The 16,234-nt window shown below is 65.6% G+C and carries 20 protein-coding genes; 18 read left to right on the top strand and 2 right to left on the bottom strand.

All coding sequences use genetic code 11. The features are described from left to right. Nucleotides 1-154 precede the first annotated feature (154 nt). Entirely contained in the window at nucleotides 155-691 is a 537-nt protein-coding gene (locus ACZZZB_RS15760) for a helix-turn-helix domain-containing protein (RefSeq protein WP_463530191.1), read from the bottom strand. Nucleotides 692-772: 81 nt separating this feature from the next. Between ACZZZB_RS15760 and ACZZZB_RS15755 the strand changes: the two genes are divergently transcribed. The 4 genes from ACZZZB_RS15755 to ACZZZB_RS15740 are packed head-to-tail and all read left to right on the top strand — an operon-like array spanning nucleotide 773 to nucleotide 3,992. Then, nucleotides 773-1,021: a hypothetical protein gene (locus ACZZZB_RS15755; RefSeq protein ID WP_463530190.1), complete on the top strand. Its 249-nt coding sequence runs from the start codon at nucleotides 773-775 to the stop codon at nucleotides 1,019-1,021. Nucleotides 1,022-1,040: 19 nt separating this feature from the next. Continuing rightward, a complete protein-coding gene (locus ACZZZB_RS15750) occupies nucleotides 1,041-2,030 on the top strand; it encodes a hypothetical protein (protein ID WP_463530189.1) in 990 nt (329 codons plus the stop codon). Further along, on the top strand, nucleotides 2,011-2,838 hold the full coding sequence (locus ACZZZB_RS15745) for an RNA polymerase sigma factor (RefSeq protein WP_463530188.1): 828 nt from the start codon (nucleotides 2,011-2,013) through the stop codon (nucleotides 2,836-2,838). Before ACZZZB_RS15750 ends, ACZZZB_RS15745 begins: the two co-directional genes overlap by 20 nt. After that, nucleotides 2,838-3,992, top strand: a complete 1,155-nt coding sequence (locus ACZZZB_RS15740; RefSeq protein ID WP_463530187.1) for a hypothetical protein — start codon at nucleotides 2,838-2,840, stop codon at nucleotides 3,990-3,992. The genes ACZZZB_RS15745 and ACZZZB_RS15740 overlap by 1 nt, the downstream gene beginning before the upstream one ends. 30 nt (nucleotides 3,993-4,022) lie before the next feature. Here the strand turns inward: ACZZZB_RS15740 and ACZZZB_RS15735 are convergent, their stop codons facing one another. After that, entirely contained in the window at nucleotides 4,023-4,364 is a 342-nt protein-coding gene (locus ACZZZB_RS15735; protein ID WP_463530186.1) for a histone-like nucleoid-structuring protein Lsr2, read from the bottom strand. Nucleotides 4,365-5,082: 718 nt separating this feature from the next. Between ACZZZB_RS15735 and ACZZZB_RS15730 the strand changes: the two genes are divergently transcribed. From ACZZZB_RS15730 to ACZZZB_RS15665, 14 genes are all read left to right on the top strand, one after another. Then, the gene (locus ACZZZB_RS15730) at nucleotides 5,083-5,421 is read left to right on the top strand and encodes a helix-turn-helix domain-containing protein (protein WP_463530185.1); all 339 of its coding nucleotides are present in this window, start codon (nucleotides 5,083-5,085) and stop codon (nucleotides 5,419-5,421) included. An 86-nt stretch (nucleotides 5,422-5,507) separates the two neighbouring features. Continuing rightward, the gene (locus tag ACZZZB_RS15725; protein ID WP_463530184.1) at nucleotides 5,508-5,816 is read left to right on the top strand and encodes a hypothetical protein; all 309 of its coding nucleotides are present in this window, start codon (nucleotides 5,508-5,510) and stop codon (nucleotides 5,814-5,816) included. 275 nt (nucleotides 5,817-6,091) lie between these two features. Next, nucleotides 6,092-6,496, top strand: a complete 405-nt coding sequence (locus ACZZZB_RS15720; RefSeq protein WP_463530183.1) for a hypothetical protein — start codon at nucleotides 6,092-6,094, stop codon at nucleotides 6,494-6,496. Nucleotides 6,497-6,501: 5 nt separating this feature from the next. Next, entirely contained in the window at nucleotides 6,502-6,825 is a 324-nt protein-coding gene (locus ACZZZB_RS15715) for a hypothetical protein (RefSeq protein WP_463530182.1), read from the top strand. Continuing rightward, nucleotides 6,822-7,814, top strand: a complete 993-nt coding sequence (locus ACZZZB_RS15710; protein ID WP_463530181.1) for a hypothetical protein — start codon at nucleotides 6,822-6,824, stop codon at nucleotides 7,812-7,814. Before ACZZZB_RS15715 ends, ACZZZB_RS15710 begins: the two co-directional genes overlap by 4 nt. Further along, nucleotides 7,811-9,316 carry an SCO6880 family protein gene (locus ACZZZB_RS15705; RefSeq protein ID WP_463530180.1) on the top strand — a complete coding sequence of 502 codons (1,506 nt, stop codon included), beginning with the start codon at nucleotides 7,811-7,813 and terminating at the stop codon, nucleotides 9,314-9,316. The genes ACZZZB_RS15710 and ACZZZB_RS15705 overlap by 4 nt, the downstream gene beginning before the upstream one ends. 20 nt (nucleotides 9,317-9,336) lie before the next feature. Continuing rightward, the gene (locus ACZZZB_RS15700; protein WP_463530179.1) at nucleotides 9,337-10,713 is read left to right on the top strand and encodes a hypothetical protein; all 1,377 of its coding nucleotides are present in this window, start codon (nucleotides 9,337-9,339) and stop codon (nucleotides 10,711-10,713) included. Further along, complete coding sequence (locus tag ACZZZB_RS15695) at nucleotides 10,710-12,488, top strand: type IV secretory system conjugative DNA transfer family protein (RefSeq protein ID WP_463530178.1); 1,779 nt, start codon at nucleotides 10,710-10,712, stop codon at nucleotides 12,486-12,488. Before ACZZZB_RS15700 ends, ACZZZB_RS15695 begins: the two co-directional genes overlap by 4 nt. Beyond that, nucleotides 12,481-12,993 (top strand): hypothetical protein, encoded by a 513-nt coding sequence (locus tag ACZZZB_RS15690; RefSeq protein ID WP_463530177.1) that lies wholly within the window; start codon nucleotides 12,481-12,483, stop codon nucleotides 12,991-12,993. Before ACZZZB_RS15695 ends, ACZZZB_RS15690 begins: the two co-directional genes overlap by 8 nt. Then, a complete protein-coding gene (locus ACZZZB_RS15685; protein WP_463530176.1) occupies nucleotides 12,993-13,697 on the top strand; it encodes a hypothetical protein in 705 nt (234 codons plus the stop codon). The genes ACZZZB_RS15690 and ACZZZB_RS15685 overlap by 1 nt, the downstream gene beginning before the upstream one ends. Nucleotides 13,698-13,824: 127 nt before the next feature. After that, entirely contained in the window at nucleotides 13,825-14,106 is a 282-nt protein-coding gene (locus ACZZZB_RS15680; protein ID WP_463530175.1) for a hypothetical protein, read from the top strand. Between the two features lie 118 nt (nucleotides 14,107-14,224). Further along, nucleotides 14,225-15,001: a ParA family protein gene (locus tag ACZZZB_RS15675; protein ID WP_463530174.1), complete on the top strand. Its 777-nt coding sequence runs from the start codon at nucleotides 14,225-14,227 to the stop codon at nucleotides 14,999-15,001. After that, entirely contained in the window at nucleotides 14,998-15,291 is a 294-nt protein-coding gene (locus ACZZZB_RS15670; RefSeq protein WP_463530173.1) for a hypothetical protein, read from the top strand. Before ACZZZB_RS15675 ends, ACZZZB_RS15670 begins: the two co-directional genes overlap by 4 nt. A gap of 70 nt (nucleotides 15,292-15,361) precedes the next feature. Next, nucleotides 15,362-16,060, top strand: a complete 699-nt coding sequence (locus tag ACZZZB_RS15665; protein WP_463530172.1) for a DUF3800 domain-containing protein — start codon at nucleotides 15,362-15,364, stop codon at nucleotides 16,058-16,060. The last annotated feature ends 174 nt before the right edge of the window (nucleotides 16,061-16,234 follow it).

The following is a 16,234-nucleotide window of genomic DNA, read 5'->3' as shown; positions in this document are numbered from 1 at the left end:
TGACTATCGATCATGCGCCTGCGTCGGAGCGAGACGAGAACCCAGGAGAGTGTTCCGCCCAACGTCACGCAAGGAAGGGACCCCACACGCGATCAATGACTCACGCCATAAGTCGAAGTCGACGCACTGCCGCCCGGACTGGAGGTGTAGCTACTCAGGCGATCAAATTCTGAGCCGCACTCGGCGCACCGCGGTGGGATCCTGCGCGTCGCCGCGTTTCGCCGGAGACAGCCGCCCGGGCGGGGGCTGACTCTATGCCCAGATGGTCAGGCAGGTCTCCCCTCCCAGCCCCGAAACCCGCGGGGTTTCGTGCGGTCAGCATAGGTGCGATTCGCGCATAATCATGAGTGCTCGACCTTCCCTGCGACCGCATTCGAACTATGTGCCCGGGTCGCAGCGAGGGCTCCGCTGAGTCGGTAGCACCGACGACAGGTATGCCATCCGGCGAAGACATCGCAGCGCATGAGGCTTCCGCTGCCGCGACCACCCGATGAGCTTCCACTGACAGAGCTCCTGACAAGCCATAGAGCGCGCCGATAGGAATAGCACGTTTGCCGTTGAGGTAGCGGAGCACTGTGGTGCGCACCATCCCGGCACGCCGCGCGACTTCGTCGATTGTGAGTCCTCGTGCCGCACGTTGACGGCGGAGTTCAGCGGCTACCGCGTCGTTGAAGTCGAGGGCGGTGTCCATCCGGCCACCGTAGCAAACAAACACTCGTTCACACAAATCTGATATTTGACAAGCCGACCGAATGATTCCTATGGTGACCAAATGGACACCATCCCCCTCTCCCAGCAGATCGCTCAACGCGTCCAACACGCGTTGCTCAACCATGGCCAGACGGATACTCAACTTGCGAACGCAGTCGGGATGCCGCCAGAACAGCTCCGACTGAAGCTCGCCGGTCAGCTCGACTTCACCGTGGCCGAACTCGACCGGATCGGCGCCGCCCTTGGGCTAAGAGGCTCTGAACTCCTGCCATCATCTGCAGCAGCGGCCAACGGCCCCACCAGTGTCTGAGCCCGCAGAGAAGGGGCCGATGGGTCCTCGAGAGTACTCGATCACCGAGGCAGAGTTCATCCGGCCGGAGTTCGACTTCGAGAGCGAGTTCGCCCAGTTCCGGAACTGGTGGGCGCGTGATCCACGCATCGTCGGGAACGCGTTCTCCCTGATGCTCTACCTCGTCACCCATCGACGCACGTACCGGATCACGCAGTCCCGGGCCCAGCGGGATCTCGGCCTGGGGAAGGACGCTTTCAGGGCAGCCCGACGCAAGCTCGAGGCCGCTGGTTTTCTCCGCGTCGAGGAGCACCGCCATCCAGCGGGGACTGTCGATGCCGCCGGACAATCAATCGCTGGCCATCGCCGGGTGCTGCTGATTCTCCTCGATCCCCCGCAGCCGGAATCCGGAACCGAGAGTGGCGCTGCCGACACCTTGGCGGGTTTCCCTCCCCCGCTCTTCGACGTCTGGGACGAATCCGACTCTCCATCCCTGCGCGGCACAGCGTCGGGAGCCGTCTCCGCTGCCGACCACGTCGGGTCTTCCTCACAGGCCGAACCATCGACGGTTCTCCCGCCACTTAAAGAACATCAATCCCCAGAACACCAATCTTCTTCGATATCTCCCGGCTTGGAGCTGGCGGCGCAGGCGCTGCATCCTCGGCTCAGCCTCGTCGCCGTCGAGCGGTGGCTGGCGAAGCACGCGCCATCGGTGGACGTGTCCGCGGTCGACGTTCTGGCGGCGAGCGTCGATGCGATCCACGGCTCAACCCGTCGGGTCGGCGATCCGGTCGCCTACGTCGGCCGATCCATCGCCAGAGAACCGCGTCGCTGGCCCGCGAATGCTGGTGACTCAGATGACGGAGATCTCGTCCCGCCGGGCCCCAGACGCATTGGCACCAGACCGCCGACCGTCGCTGAATGCAGCGCCGACGGCCATCGGTTCGTCGGAACCTTCCGAGAGGTGTGTGGCACCTGCGGCGAAGAGCGTCCGGACTGGAGAAAGGACCGTGACCGTGAATCAGCCTGACCTTGCACCCGCGGCGCCCACTTCAGCAGCTGCAGTCGATACATCGCTGCTCACAGCATCGTCCGATGCAATCGACCGCATCGGGCTGGATGTCTTCCTCGCCGCCATTGAGTCCACACGTGGCTACGTGACTCGCGTACTCAACCAGCACGCTCTCCACGGCGAGATCGACGCAGCAATGCAGGAGATCCGAGTCGTCGCCTGGCGACGAGCGGAGAGTTTCGACCCGACCCGGGGATCCTTCGGTCACTATGCCCAAGGCATCGCAGCCAAGATCGTGCTCGCGACGCGGCGCGAAGCTGCAATCCAGTGCGAACGGTTCACCGCGGAGTTCGATACGGACCGGTCGGCAGCAGGTGGCGACCCGTTGGACCTTCTGGTGCACCGATTCGAGCAGCGCCGGCGTATCGCGTGGGTGCGGGAGACGGTGTCAGAACGGGACTGGACGATCGCCATCGAACTGATGCTCACCGACGAGGCCCGCGCCGACGTCGCGGAACGCATCGGCGTCTCACCCCGCACGATCCGCACCGCGCGGGAGAACATCGCCGCCGCTGCCTGGACCGCCAACACCGCGCTCCGCCTCGCCGACCGTGGGTACCCGAACACTCGCCAGTCCGCGATCGAGTGCATCCCCGAGACCGACGGCCTGCGCGCGATCGCTCTCTTCCAGCCGGCCATGATGCGCGACGCTGCCGCCGTCGCTCGGATCACCGGCCTGAGCAAGCACCGGGTCCACAGCCGGATCGCTCACGTACGCAAGCTGCTGACACTCGCCGCACGCATCCTGGATGGAGAGTCCATCTGATGGCGGCGCCGATGCTCGCGGTCAAGGTCGTCCTGGCGATCGGGCCGAAGAAGATCTTGGGCGGGGCGCTCGCGCTGATGCTGGGCGGGCTCGTCGCGGCTGCAGCGCTACCCGCGATTGCCATCACGATGTTCGTCCCAACAGGGAGCGCTCTGCGGCAAGCGCACTGCGCGGCGCCCGGGTCGGTGCCGGCGGAACAGCCGACCGGCCCGCTCGTGGTCGCCGAACAGCTCCTCGTATCGGCGATCGTTGACGCGGCGGCGGCGATCACTCCGGAGCCGAAGGCCAAGCTGGCAGCACTCACCGCGGCGTACGCAGCGTCGAACATGACTGCCTCGACGACCGACACGATCACCGATGACACGCCACTCGGCGTGTACCGGCGCACCGTCCGCGGTGGATGGGGAACAGCAGAGCAGCTGCAGGACACCGCCACTGCCACCGCGCTCATCCTGACCGGGTCCAGCGCGAACCGACCAGGGATCATGAGCGACCCCGCCTGGATCGACGAACCCGCCGGGTGGTGGCTGTCGACCATCGGCATTCACGCGGAAGCTTTGACCATCGCCACCGCCGAAGCATCGGCCCGAAATGCACTCTCCGTCGTCGAACCAGAGCTCACAGACGAACAACTGATGGTGGGCGCAGCCTGCAACTACCTGCCGATCGACGGCGACAACCGTGAACTTGCCCTGCGACTGGTCGGTGCGATGGACGAAGGACGCCTGGTCGGGAGCGACTACCTCCAGCAGCTCCGCAACGTCGCGAACGGAACCGCGCTCGCCGACTGCGGCATCGACTCCCGCATCATGCAGATCCTGCTCATCGCGCTGAACACATTCGAGCAGGTAGCCGTATCTGACCTCAACCGACGCTGCACCGGCTCGCTTGAAGGCGCCGGCGAGAACTCCTCGCACTACCGCGATGGCGGCGGCATGGCCGTCGACATCTACGCACTCAACGGCAGCTCTGTGACAGGCGGTGATGGCCTGTCACTGCAGTTGTTGGCCCTCCTGGACTCCGTCGTACCGCCCGGATCACGCACCGGGCAGTCAAACTGTCGAAACAGCCCCGGATTCACTCACTTCGACGAGTTCGAGGACACGTGCAATCACGTGCACATCGACGTCGCCTATGCGAATACGGGGCTGTAGTCCACAGAACGCGGACGGGTAGGCGACCTACTACTTGGCAGCCTCACGGAACTTCTCGAGAAGTGCAGCGGGGATGCGTCCCCGATCGGAGACGTCGTGCCCATTGGCGCGCAGCCAGCTGCGCGCAGCCGCGAGCTCTTCCTTGTTGCTCCGGCTCGAGCCCGCGGAGCTGGCCGTCTTCGATCGCGATACGGTGCGAGAGGCCTTCACATAAGGCTCAAGCGCGGCGCGCAGGCTCTTCTCATTCTTCTCGGACAGGTCGATCTCATAGGTCGATCCTTCCAGGCCGAACGTGATGGTCTTGCCCTCGCCATGCTTCAGCTCGGATCCGTCGAGATCGTCGACGAGGGTGGTGATGACTTTCTGTGCCATGGGGAATCTCCTTCTTCATGTGAACGCATTCGGACCACAACCGACGATCGTCGTATGCGTATTGCCCGGCGGGGGAGGCTACGTTCAGAGCATTGACGACATTATCGATAAAGCCTGAACTCCGTCGGGAATGGGACAGCCGTAGCCGGGCCGACAGTGCTGACGCTCGACCGGCTGGAACCAAATGCCGCACCTGACGCACCGATACCGCCATCAGGCTTATGCGAGATTGACCACCGCGAATGCGCCTCCCCTCGCCCATCAATGGCGGAATCCATCAGTCGTTGGATAGCCAGCGTTTCGCAAGCCTCAATCCGCAGGACCAAGGATCTGAAGGCTGTCAGCCATCAGGGAGACAAGGACCGCATCAGAACCCTGCGACGCCGTCGTGGCACGGAGGATGTCTAACTCTCCTCGAACAGCGACCTCACTTCCGGATCTCAGCGCGCCTGCCGCCTCCGCAGTGTCGGCGGATTGGCAGATGACCTGACACCATGCAACCCGAGCTCGAACGATGAGCCCATCGTCGCTCATGGCTCGCTGATCGTCCGCCAGCACGAACGAAACAATCGGACGCTCCGCCGGGCCGGTGAGGAGGACCTCCCCATCAACGACGCCGATCACTTCAGCTCTTGCAGTCACACACCCTCGATCCTCTTAAAGCTGGTTTAACCATCTGCAAATCATGGACCAGTCCGAGACCGTGCACAATGACCCCATGCCTCGCGTCGCTCGCCCCAAGCTCTCCGACGATGCGAGGAGTGCGCTCGCGACCCTCGGTGAACCGGTGAACTTCGCGATCCTCTCGAGACTGCTGGAGCAGGGCCCCCTCACGCGCGGACGTATAGCCGAGCTCGTCGAGGTAAACCGGGTCACGGTGCAGGACCACCTGGAAACGCTGCGTGAACTGGGAGTTATCGAGGCACATCCGATCCAGGAACCCGACGGCAAACGGCACCGGTACGAGTACGTCGTCCTCGAGCAGGTTGTTTCCGAGCGCTACCGGGATCTCGGCGTCGAACTTGGCCTGGGCCGGAATCGACCAGCGTCCAAGTAGTCGGGAAGTTATCCACAGACGCCCGTCCTCGCCCGAAGCAGGGCCGCTCCCCCGCCTAGCGTCGACTGCATGACCTGGGCGAACCGATGAAACTGCGCGGCTGGATGTTCCTGCTCCCGCTGCCGTTCCTGGCGATTGTGCTCGTGGTGGTGATCCTCAGCCGTTGGGGTGGCTGGGTCATCAGCCAGGTCGTCGTCTCGCTGTTCGGAACCGCGGTCCTGCTGCACGACGCACATCACGATCCCGCGACACGCGCGTTGGTACTCGCCATCATGTGGGCGGCTGCTGCCGCGAACACGACGCTCTACATCAGACACGTCGCTCGGCGGCAGCACATTGTTCAGCCGACATCCGATACGTCCTTCGACCTCACTCCCTACTCCCGGCGGAACTAAGTCCGCAGGTCTGCCTGGATCACCTCAAGAGCGTTCGAGGACGCGCACGTCCTCGCGAACTCTCGGGAGGATCGATGCGGCGACCGCTGCTTGTAGGACTGCTTGCCGTAGGAGCCATCACTCTGACCGGGTGTGTCGATGCCGACACTGCACCCCAGTCCACAGCCTCATCCACAGACGGGACAGACCGCTCTACCGCCGCTCCGGATCAGGAGCCAGTCGCCCGCGCGGCTACCTCAGATCTCGGCGTCGCCGTCTACGAACTCGGCAGTTACGTGACGAACCAGGACTCCGGCCTCCTCCGCCAGCCCGGCGGAACGGACCGCTTTCCAGCCGGCAGCTTCGTGATCGTCATTCAGGTTTCGCTCGACGGGTTCGTTCCTTTCGGCGAACTCGACCTCACCGGCCTCACCGTCCGGGAGACGAGCTGGGCCGGCCTCGGCGACACCGCCGAACTCGACACCAATGAAGGACCGGACTTCGTCGCCGGCGCAGGCGTCCCGTGGGGATCGGCCGGCGCGCAGGGGCGCGGTCGTGACTGGTCCCTGCCGAACCACCTGAGCACGAGCTTCGCACTCGCCTACTACGTGCCCTTCGGTGTATCCGCACTGGACCTCGTCGTCGATGTGCCTTCCCAGCGCGACCCACTGACACTCTCTGTCCCGATCCACGCGGAGTGAACACTGTGGGCGAACGCATCATCACGTCCATCTGGACCACGGGCCTCGGTGGCTTGGCTTTGAAGACGATCCCCGACATCACGCCGAAGGCTGGTCCTGGATCGAAGGCGATTCAGGACCTTGCGGGCAACATCCTCTTCGTCGTCCTCATCCTCTGTGGCATCGGGGTGCTTCTCGCTGCCGCCTGCATCGCGCTCGGTTGGCTCATCAAGAACGGCGCACTGAAGTCTGTCGGGATCGCGGGGGTTCTCTGCTCAGTCGCCGCTGCCGCAATCGCGGCTGGCACCACCGCACTCATCAACTTCGGCATCGGGCTGCAGATCGTATGAGCGGCTTCCGGACTGACGACTTCGGCGTGCCCCAGTTCGGCTGCGGGCCCGCCGACATCCCCTGTCTGGCGCAGGAGTCTGCGGCACGCTTCATCGGCGGCGGCATCATCGGCCTGGGCGACTTCATGACCGACATGCTCGCAAACGCCTTCATCGGCAGCCGTCCCGGCGAGTCCAGCTGGACCATCGCCGACGGCCAGTTCTGGTTCTGGGTCGCGACGATGGGACTCGTCATCTCGATCGTGGCCTGCTTCCAGCTCGCGCCGGCGGCGATCATGCGAGACGGCCGGCGGATCGCGCAGGTCGCCGTCGGCCTGGTCGTCGCGGTGCCGTCCAGCGTCGCCGCTGTGTACGTGATGAGACAGTTCGTGACCTACGGCGGCGAGACGACCGATGCACTCGTCGCAACCGTCCAGGACCAGAGCCTCGGTAACGCGCTACTGCGCATGTTCGGATACCGCGTAGTCGCTGACGTGCCCGTCCCGACCGACGATGGCGCGATCGCCCGGGCCATGACCACCGCCAAGCTCGCCCCGAACGTGGTCATCGGCCAGTACACGGTGGTCTTCCTCATCCTCGCCATCATGGCGCTGGCCGCGCTCTTTCTCTACGCCTCGATGTCGATCCGCTCCTTCTCACTCGTCGCCCTCGCCGCGACGGCACCGATCGGCCTCATGATGATCGGTCAACCGAAGTTCGCCGTCTGGGCGACGAGGTGGGCGAACCTGACGATCGGCCTCATCATCGCCGAACCATTGGCCGCGGCGATCCTCGTCCTCTCGATCCAACTGGTCACGGACTCCACCGACCTCGGCGTCGTGATCGTCGCGGCTGGAGTGGTCTTCGCAGCAGCCTTCGCTCCTCTGTGGGCGGTCCGCCTGGTGTCGTTCGCCGGTGATGAGGTCCGCAACTCCCTGCAGCCCCGGCCACATGTCTCGAACAAGGCCCAGAACGCCATGCGCCTCCTCGGACGGATTCTCGCGAAATGACCAACTCGCCGACCCTCCCCCGCGTCCGCTTTGCACAGCGCGAGCGACGCGGTGCCTTCCTCGGTCTGAGCTGGCCTCAGCTCACCGTTATCTGTGCCACGGCCGCGGCCTCCGTCATGTGGCTCCTGATCGATTGGGACGGCTACTGGCGCATCGGGATCTGGCCCGCCGCGATTTCGATCGCCGTCGGCAGCTGGACCTGGCATCGCGAGTCCGGTCTCGCGCTCATCTGGCGCGTGCTCACGTACGCCGCTCGACGTCATCGCCTCCAGACGAGGTTCAGGCGGGACGTGTGGGACTCACGAAAGGACGAACCCATGAAGATCGGAATGAAGCGGCGCGGGACGGAAAGCCCGCGCGAGTTCCATCGCCATCGTCTCCCCGGCGCGCACGGATCGCTGCGCTTCGTCCAAGTCCCGGGTCGGGGCGGCTTCATCCTGGACCCGAAACGATCGGTCGTCTCGTTCTCGGTCAACGTTCTGAGTTCCGCGTGGCCGCTGCTCGATGAAGGCGTCCAGCAGGCGGCCTACGACGGCTTCGTCGGATGGATGAGCGGGCTCGAGGCGGTCCCGGGACTGGTCGATGCGACGGCACGCATCCGCGTCGACGCCAAACCCGCCGACGAACTCGCGCGCTACGCAGCGGAACGCGATCGGACCGATCCGTCGACCGTGAGCCCAGCGGTCCGAGCGGAGTACGACACGCTGATCACCGCGGGTGCTGATCGATCGATGCAGTTCACCAACACGGTGACCGTCACCTGCGACCTGCGCTCGCTCCGGTCGGCGGTCAAGCACTCTGGCGGTGGCCTCGTCGGCATCGCTGCCATCGTGACCGACCTTGTCGAGCAGATGCGTGACTCGCTCGAAGCCATCGGCGTCGAGCTCCGGAACTGGCTCGACATCGAAGCGATCGACGAGATGCTCGCACTCGCCATGAACCCGACGAGCTTTGCAGCAGAGTCGCGGAATGACGGCCCGAACCGACTCGCTCCGGTGATGGGCATCGAGGAGCACTGGGACCACGTGCAGATCGATGGTTCGGTCCACCGCACGTACTGGATCGCCGAGTGGCCTCGCTCCGAAATCAGCGTGGGGTTCCTGGACAAGTTGCTCTATTCAGGCGAAGCGACGCGGGTGCTCACCCTCAGCGTGCGGCCGGTACCGATCCACAAGGCTCTGAGTCAGGTGGGGCGAGCGAAGGTCGACCTCGAGGTCGCACGAGGCTTGCGTCAGCGACGCGGGATGATCACCACCCGTGAGCAGGATCGCGAATACGAGGATCTCGGCGAACGCGAGGATGACATCGTCGACGGGTTCACCGACATGGAGTTCCGCGGGTTCGTAACCGTCTCGGCCGCCGACGTCGACGGCCTCACCCGCGCATCGGCCTCCATCCTGCAGGCAGCGCAGCCGGCCCGGGTCACGCTCGCTGCGATGTACTTCCAACAGGCCGCGGCGTTCATGTCGACCGCACTCCCGACTCCGGTGGGCAAGCGATGAGCCGGCTTCGATCCGGAACCGTGTCGAGTCTGAGCGCATGGCGCGACACAATCGCCGAGGACGCGCTTCCGGCGAGTTCGATGCCTGCCGGCGGCTGGAAAGCACCGCACAACCTCCGCGCGCGGCCAGGCGTCGTCGCGCCGGTCCACCGCGCCTCCTCACGCACCCTCGGAGCCGCGCTGCCCTTCCTTGCCGAGAGCGGCGAACCGATGGCCGGCGCATACATCGGCCCGAACCTGCTCTCTCGGTCCACGTTCTGCTTCGACCCGTGGGAGGCCTACGCCGCGGGTGTCGTTCGCTCGCACTCGATCGCGGTCTTCGGGGTGAAGGGCAGCGGCAAGTCCGTGCTCGCGAAGGCACTCAGCACTCGCCTGTGTCGGCTAGGCCGGAAGGTCGCGGTGCCGCACGATCCGAACGGCGAGTGGACGCGCGTCGCCGCCTACGTCGGAGGTGTGACGATGCGCCTGGGTCCTGGTCAGGCCGCGCGGATCAACCCACTCGATCCGGGATCCCGCCGCACTGACGTGAGCGATGCCGATTGGACGCAGGAAGTCCTGCAGTTCCAGCGGGCCAAGGTCCGCGCCATGGTCGCAATTCTCCGGAACACGACGGAGCTCAGCGAGATCGAGCACACGGCTATCGATCTCGCGCTTGAGCAGGTGCATCGGTCGAACTCGACCGCGCTGGTGCCGATGGTGTGGGAAGCGCTGCGTCATCCCGAGTCCCACATCGCCGAGGAAATCGGTGCGGGCGGCCAGATGCTCGCCCACACCCTTCGTCGCGTCACGGTCGGCGATCTCGCCGACCTCATGGATCGCCCGTCGACAGTGGCTTTCGACGCGAACACACCGATGCTGACGGTCGACACCTCAGAGCTCCTGCGCGCGAGTGCGGAGACGAAAGCGCTTCTCCGCCTGGCGACGACCGACTGGATCGAGCGGGGCACCCCAGCCGGTCCTGGCCAGGCGCGGCTGATCGTGCACGAGGAGGCAGCCGTCGCGCTGCTCAACGAGGTCGCGGGCGGCGGCAACCTCGTCGGACGAGTGAGCGACGAGAAGACCGCTCGTCACAAGAGGCGGTCGAACTGCTACCTCATCCACCGCATCAACGACTTCGACGCACTTGGCGATCGCGGGTCCGCCTTGCACGCTCAAGCCCTCGGGCTCTTGGCGGACTGCGACACGCGCGTCAACTACGCGCAGCACACGGGAGAACTCGAGCGCAGTTCGCAAGTCCTCGGATGGAACCGGACGCAGACCGAGCTCGTCCGCAAACTCCGCCGCGGCGAAGGCTTCTGGCAGATCGGGCCGGAGCGGGTAGCCAAGGTCCGCAACGACTGCACGCCTGGCGAACTAGCCGTATTCCGCACCGACGGCCCCGGAGCGGGACCCCGATGACCGACCGACTCGTGCTCGTTCTCCTGGGCATCATCGCCATCGCGGCGACCGTAATCGGCATCGCCGGCGCCGTGGTGATGGTCTTCGTGCTGCTGACCTGCGGAGAGATGCCGGCTGGACTCGGTCCGTTCGCCGCGGCTGGGCTGCTGGTCGCCAGCGGTTCGGTTCCCGCAACACCGGGTGGGGGCTGCATCGTCTCCACGGATGGTGCCCGTTGGACGGTCATCGGTGTGGTGGTCCTGCTCACGATCGTCGCCGCGCTGTGCCTTGCCGGATGGTTGTCGTTCCGTGAATCTGACCGCTGGTTCCGGTCACAGCTCCTGCGGCGCAGTGGGTTGGCGGGACGCAGCGAGGTGCGGCGGCAAGTCTCCGAGCGAGCACTCCGACGCCGGGCGGGAACCCTTCGTCCGACGCTCGCGGATCCCACCGCCGATGATGTCGGCTGGCGGATCGGCACCTCGCGTGGCCTCGACGTCTACGTCTCGATCGAAGACTCTCTCCTCCTCGATGGTCCGCCCCGGTCCGGCAAGGGCTGGCGAGTCATCATCTCGGCGATCCTCGATTGGAACGGCCCGCTGGTCACGACCTCCACCCGCAACGACAACCTCGCCGCGACGATGGCACACCGCGCACAACGGGGAACCGTCACGGTCTTCGACCCGCAGCAGCTCTCAGGCGTCCGCTCCGCCCTCCGGATCTCACCGGTGACCGGATGCGCTGACCCGCTTGTCGCCGAGCAACGAGCCCGGACGATCATCGCCGGCAGTGCACTCGGACGCTCCTCCACCAACCAAGAGTGGGCCGGCGCCTCGGGTACGCTCCTCGCTGCCCTGCTGCATGCGGCAGCGCTCAGCGGCGGTGGCACGACAGCGCTCCGTGACTGGGGCATGAGCCCGGTGTTGGCGGGGCGTGCTGTTGATGTGCTCGCTGACTCTGGCGCGCCGGGGTGGGCCATGGGTCTCGCGGATGTGATCGAGGGTGATGCGAAGCTGCTGGGATCGAAGTGGTTCGGCGTCGCCGAGGCACTGCGTCCGCTCGCTATCCCGTCCGTCTTCGAGTCGATGAATCCGGGATCCGACGAGGCGCTCGACGTCGACGAGTTTCTCGCCGGCTCGAACACGATCTACCTCATCGGCACTGGAACCGGCGCGGGGGCGGTCGGCGGGTTTCTCGGCGCGGTACTGGACGACATCGTCGAGTCCGCTCGTCGGAAGGCGCTGGCCTCGCCCGGAAACCGACTCGATCCTCCACTCGGGCTGATCCTCGACGAGATCGCGAACATGTTCGCCTGGCCGCAGCTGCCGACGATCCTCTCGGATGGTGGCGGTATCGGGATCTCGACGATGGTCGTGCTCCAGTCGCTGTCGCAGGCGAAGTCCGCCTGGTCGGAGAGCGAGGCGGACACGATCTGGAACTCCGCCATCGCCAAGCTCATGCTTGGCGGGTCGTCCAACATCAAGCATCTGCAGGACGTGTCGAGCATGCTCGGCCAACGGCAGGTGAACCGTGGATCCGTCAGCCGCAGCGAGACGGGGACGACCCGCTCCGAGCAGCGACAGCTCGAGCCGGTGCTGACGGTCGATGAACTCCGCCGACTCCCTGAAGGCATGGGTCTGCTGAGCTACCGCAATCGACGGGGTGTCCTCCTCGACGTCGAGGGATGGACCACACGACGCGACGCTCGCGAGATCGTCGCGGGCAAGCGAGCGACGGAGGCTGCCCAGCGGCAGGTCTTCAACGAGCAGTCCGAAGCCCGGCGGAAGACGCATGGCTGAGACTGGTGGATGGCGTCAGGCCGCGGAGCGTGAGTTCCGGGCTCCGTTCGCGCTGGATGACGCGGACGAGGTCGGCGATGGATTCGACACCTGGCCGGCACTGCCCGAGCCCGAGTACTTCGGCGTCATCAACTGGCGGTCCTTGCCGGACGAACGCGAGCCAGAGGTCTGGCGGCTGCTCACAGAATGGGTCTCCTGGCTCTGCACTCGGTACACGATCCCGGCCCGGCTCATCCCGGACTGCTGGTATCTCCACGACGGCATTGTGGAGGAACTCTCCGCGCTCTTCAGCAGCTGGGAGGTGTCGTTCGAAGAAGCCGACAGCGGCGGGCACGGTCCCCTCGGTTGGCACGAGCGATTCGAGTACTTCCGCTCCCGCCTTCGCCATTACAAGCCCGAGGGCTGCGCGAACGGGCACCTGGAAGCGGTGAGCAGGACCATGACGGAAGGACCTGAGCTCCGCGCGCGCATCGCCGGCGCCGACCGAGACGGACCGGTGCCCTGATGCTCGTCGCGGCTCCCAAGACCCTCGACTACCAGGCCGAGGCGAAGGCGTTCTTCAAGGGGCTGAAGACGGCGAGCCCCGAGCGTCTGCAAGCACTGCTGAATGAGGGCGCTTATGACGTCAAGCTCAGCTTCGTGCTCTGGGAGTCGCGCGACTGGATCGCTCGCGAGCACATCCGCGAAGCGCGCGGGCTCGGGTACGGGAGGGAGAAGGCCCTCGCGAAACAGCGCACCCAGTCGTTGCTCGGCCTCTACCGCGAGGACGCCAAGCGGAACTACGTGCCGCTGCCGACGCGGGTATTGCTCCCGCCGCCCCGCCTCCACGAGACAACGGGGGCGGAACAGCGACTCGCGGAGCAGCGTGCCAAGAGCTTCTTCTCCGCGTTGAGTCGGGCAAGCCCTGGCCGGCTTGAGGCGCTCTACCAGGAGCGACGTGGTGGCGAACAACTGTGGAGGCTCCTCCATCCCGAACCAGGCCGGCCGACGGCCGAGGAGCGGAAGAAGATCTTCGAGTCTCGTTCACGGATCGATCCCGCAATGCGCCCCGCGCCGACGACCGGACCCTACAAGCGTGGGAAGGTCACCCCAGTTGGAATGACCCGCGCACGCGCACTCCAGCTGGCCGTCGAAGCGGAGAAGCGCCGGGAAGCCGAGCAACTCGCTCGCCGCGCCAGCAGGGGTCGAAACGGTCCGGCGATGAGCTGACGCGATCCACATGGGTCTCAGCGCAGAAGTTATCCACAGTCCGACACCTGCCACCCCGCGGCCGGTGTCGCCGTCCCTACGTTCGAAGCAACGACGGACAGGACACCGAATGACTCGCTTCACCCGCATGATGCTCACCACCTTCGACGACACCGGGCTGCCATCCGAGAGAGCGGCCGAGTGGCAGTGGATCAATCTGGACCACGTCGAGCGAATCCACGAACACGTCCACGAGGAGCCCGTGCGCGAGAATCCGCATCGCCCTGACCGGCCTCGATACCTCGCGTTCCTCGTACTGACGTTCTGCAGCGGCGCACTCCTCGCGCTCCCGGCAGGCAGATACGACTCAGACGACGCCGCCCTCGACGGCTTGATCCACGTCCGGCAAACACAACTCGGCGCAGGCTGACGCGTTCGCCGCCTCGAGCGCGGCAGCTCAACCGGTCAATACGTCATGACGTATTGAAGGACGGCCGCCCATCACTCCATCCGCCCTTCCGACAAACCATACGAATGGACGTCAACACATGCCTCACAAAGAAGCCATCGGCTCCCGCAAGGGCGGTGTCGGCAAGACAACGGTCGTCCTCGGTCGAGCAGACGCCCTCGCCCAAGCGGGGCGAAAAGTCCTCGTCGTCGACCTCGACCCGCAGTCCGATGCGACAACCGTCCTCGGGAGACACGGTGAGTACACCGCCTTCGATGTCCTCTACGCGGGCGACGCAGGAACACTCGGCGCAGCAGCGGCACCGACCGATTGGAAGAACGTCGACCTCATCGCCGGGTCCCCGGATCTCGCGCGGATCGAGTCGGAGTCACTCCTGACGCCTGAGTTGCGGCTCAAAACGTCCGCCTGGGGAAGCGCGCAGCTCGACGCCTACGACGACATCCTGATCGACACGCCGCCAGCGCTCGGACGACTCACGCTCAATGCGCTGCTCTGGTCGGACAGCACCATCGTCGTCACCGACCCCACCGCCTTCGGCCTCACCGGCGTCGGACAGTACCTCGAGACGGTGGCGAAGGTTCGGGCACTACCCCACCTGAACCCCTCCCTGCGATTCGCCGGCATCGTCGTCAACCGAGTCACACCCCGACTGACCTCAGAGCACCGATACCGCCTGGAGGAGCTCGAGGCCACTTACGGCGGAGTCCTGCTCCGCCCGTTCCTGCCGGAACGCACGGCGATGCAGGATGCGGAGAGCCGCCGTCGGCCGCTCAGCTCGTTGACGACTCCCGGTGCACTGGTGCTGACCGAGCGATTCGCTGAACTCACTGAGGTGCTGCACGGAGTGGCAACATGAGCGCGGCCGACCGTCATCCCGCGCTCAGGAAAGCGCCGGCGGTCGACGACCTCACCGCACTGACCTCGCCGGCAGGTCGCTCAGGCGGCGTGGGCCCGTCCGATGACCTCGCATCCCGTCGGCCGGGACCGGGCCGACCACGCGGTCGCCGCCGGATGGAACCGTTCTCATCGAAGATCGAGATCTCCCTCCGGGACGACCTCGACCGCTACCTCGCGATCCACGACATCAGCATCGTCGACTTCCTCGACGAGGCGATTCGCGACCGCCTCAACCGCAATCCGTCATGACAGACGGAAAGACGCACAGACGGGCAGCCGGCTATCTCGCTGACTGTCCTGATCGACAGACAGACAGCGCATGCTGATCGCGTACCTCGATGAGTCCTACACGCGTGACTACTACTACATCGCTGCCGTGGTCATCGATGCGGAGCACGAGGACCGACTCCGAGAGGTGATCGTGCGCGCGGCGGGCATTGCCGAGGCGTTCGGTCTCCCCCGTGACGTCGAACTGCACGCACACGAGATGACCGCGGGCAAAGGCGCATGGTCACCTCTCCGTGGTCGCCATCGAGCGGTCGCGACCATCTACCGGCGAGCGCTCGAACTGCTCGTCGAGGTTCCCGTCGAAGTCTTCGTCCGGGGACTGGACGTGGCACGGCTGCACGCGCGGTACCGCTACCCCCGCCGACCGCACGAGGTCGTCCTGCAGCACATCCTCGAAGAACTCAGCGACCACGCTGTTGAGCGAGGCACATGGCTGACCGTCATCGCAGATGAACTGCCCGACCAGACCGCCCTGCACACACTCGTTCGCCGATTCCGCGACAGCGGAACGCCAGGCTATGCCTCGTCGATGCTCACAGGAATCGAGCTGCCCCTGAACTTCCGAGCGTCGCGCGGCACTCCTGGCATCCAGGCGGCAGACCTGGTCGCCTACCTGTACCACCGGTTGGACGGACACCCCGAAGGAGACGCACGCGCCCGCCGGTCCGCGGAGCGCTTGTGGGCCGCGATCGAGCCGGCAGTCGTCCACGTCTGGGTCTGGCGCCCCTAAGCACGAAAGCCCCGCGAGGCGGGGCATCCGGCGAACAACGTCCTGGTGACCAGCCCGTCGTCCCTTCAGGATACCCCAGGAGGGGGCACAACTATGTATCGATTTCGCAACTCTGCAGAACCGGAGAGACGTCGCTGGCCGGGTCGAGTAGAACTGTGGTGCTTGCCCTACTAC

It is taken from the genome of Plantibacter sp. AC185 (assembly GCF_979258065.1).
This window is presented reverse-complemented; position numbering and strand designations above follow the sequence as displayed.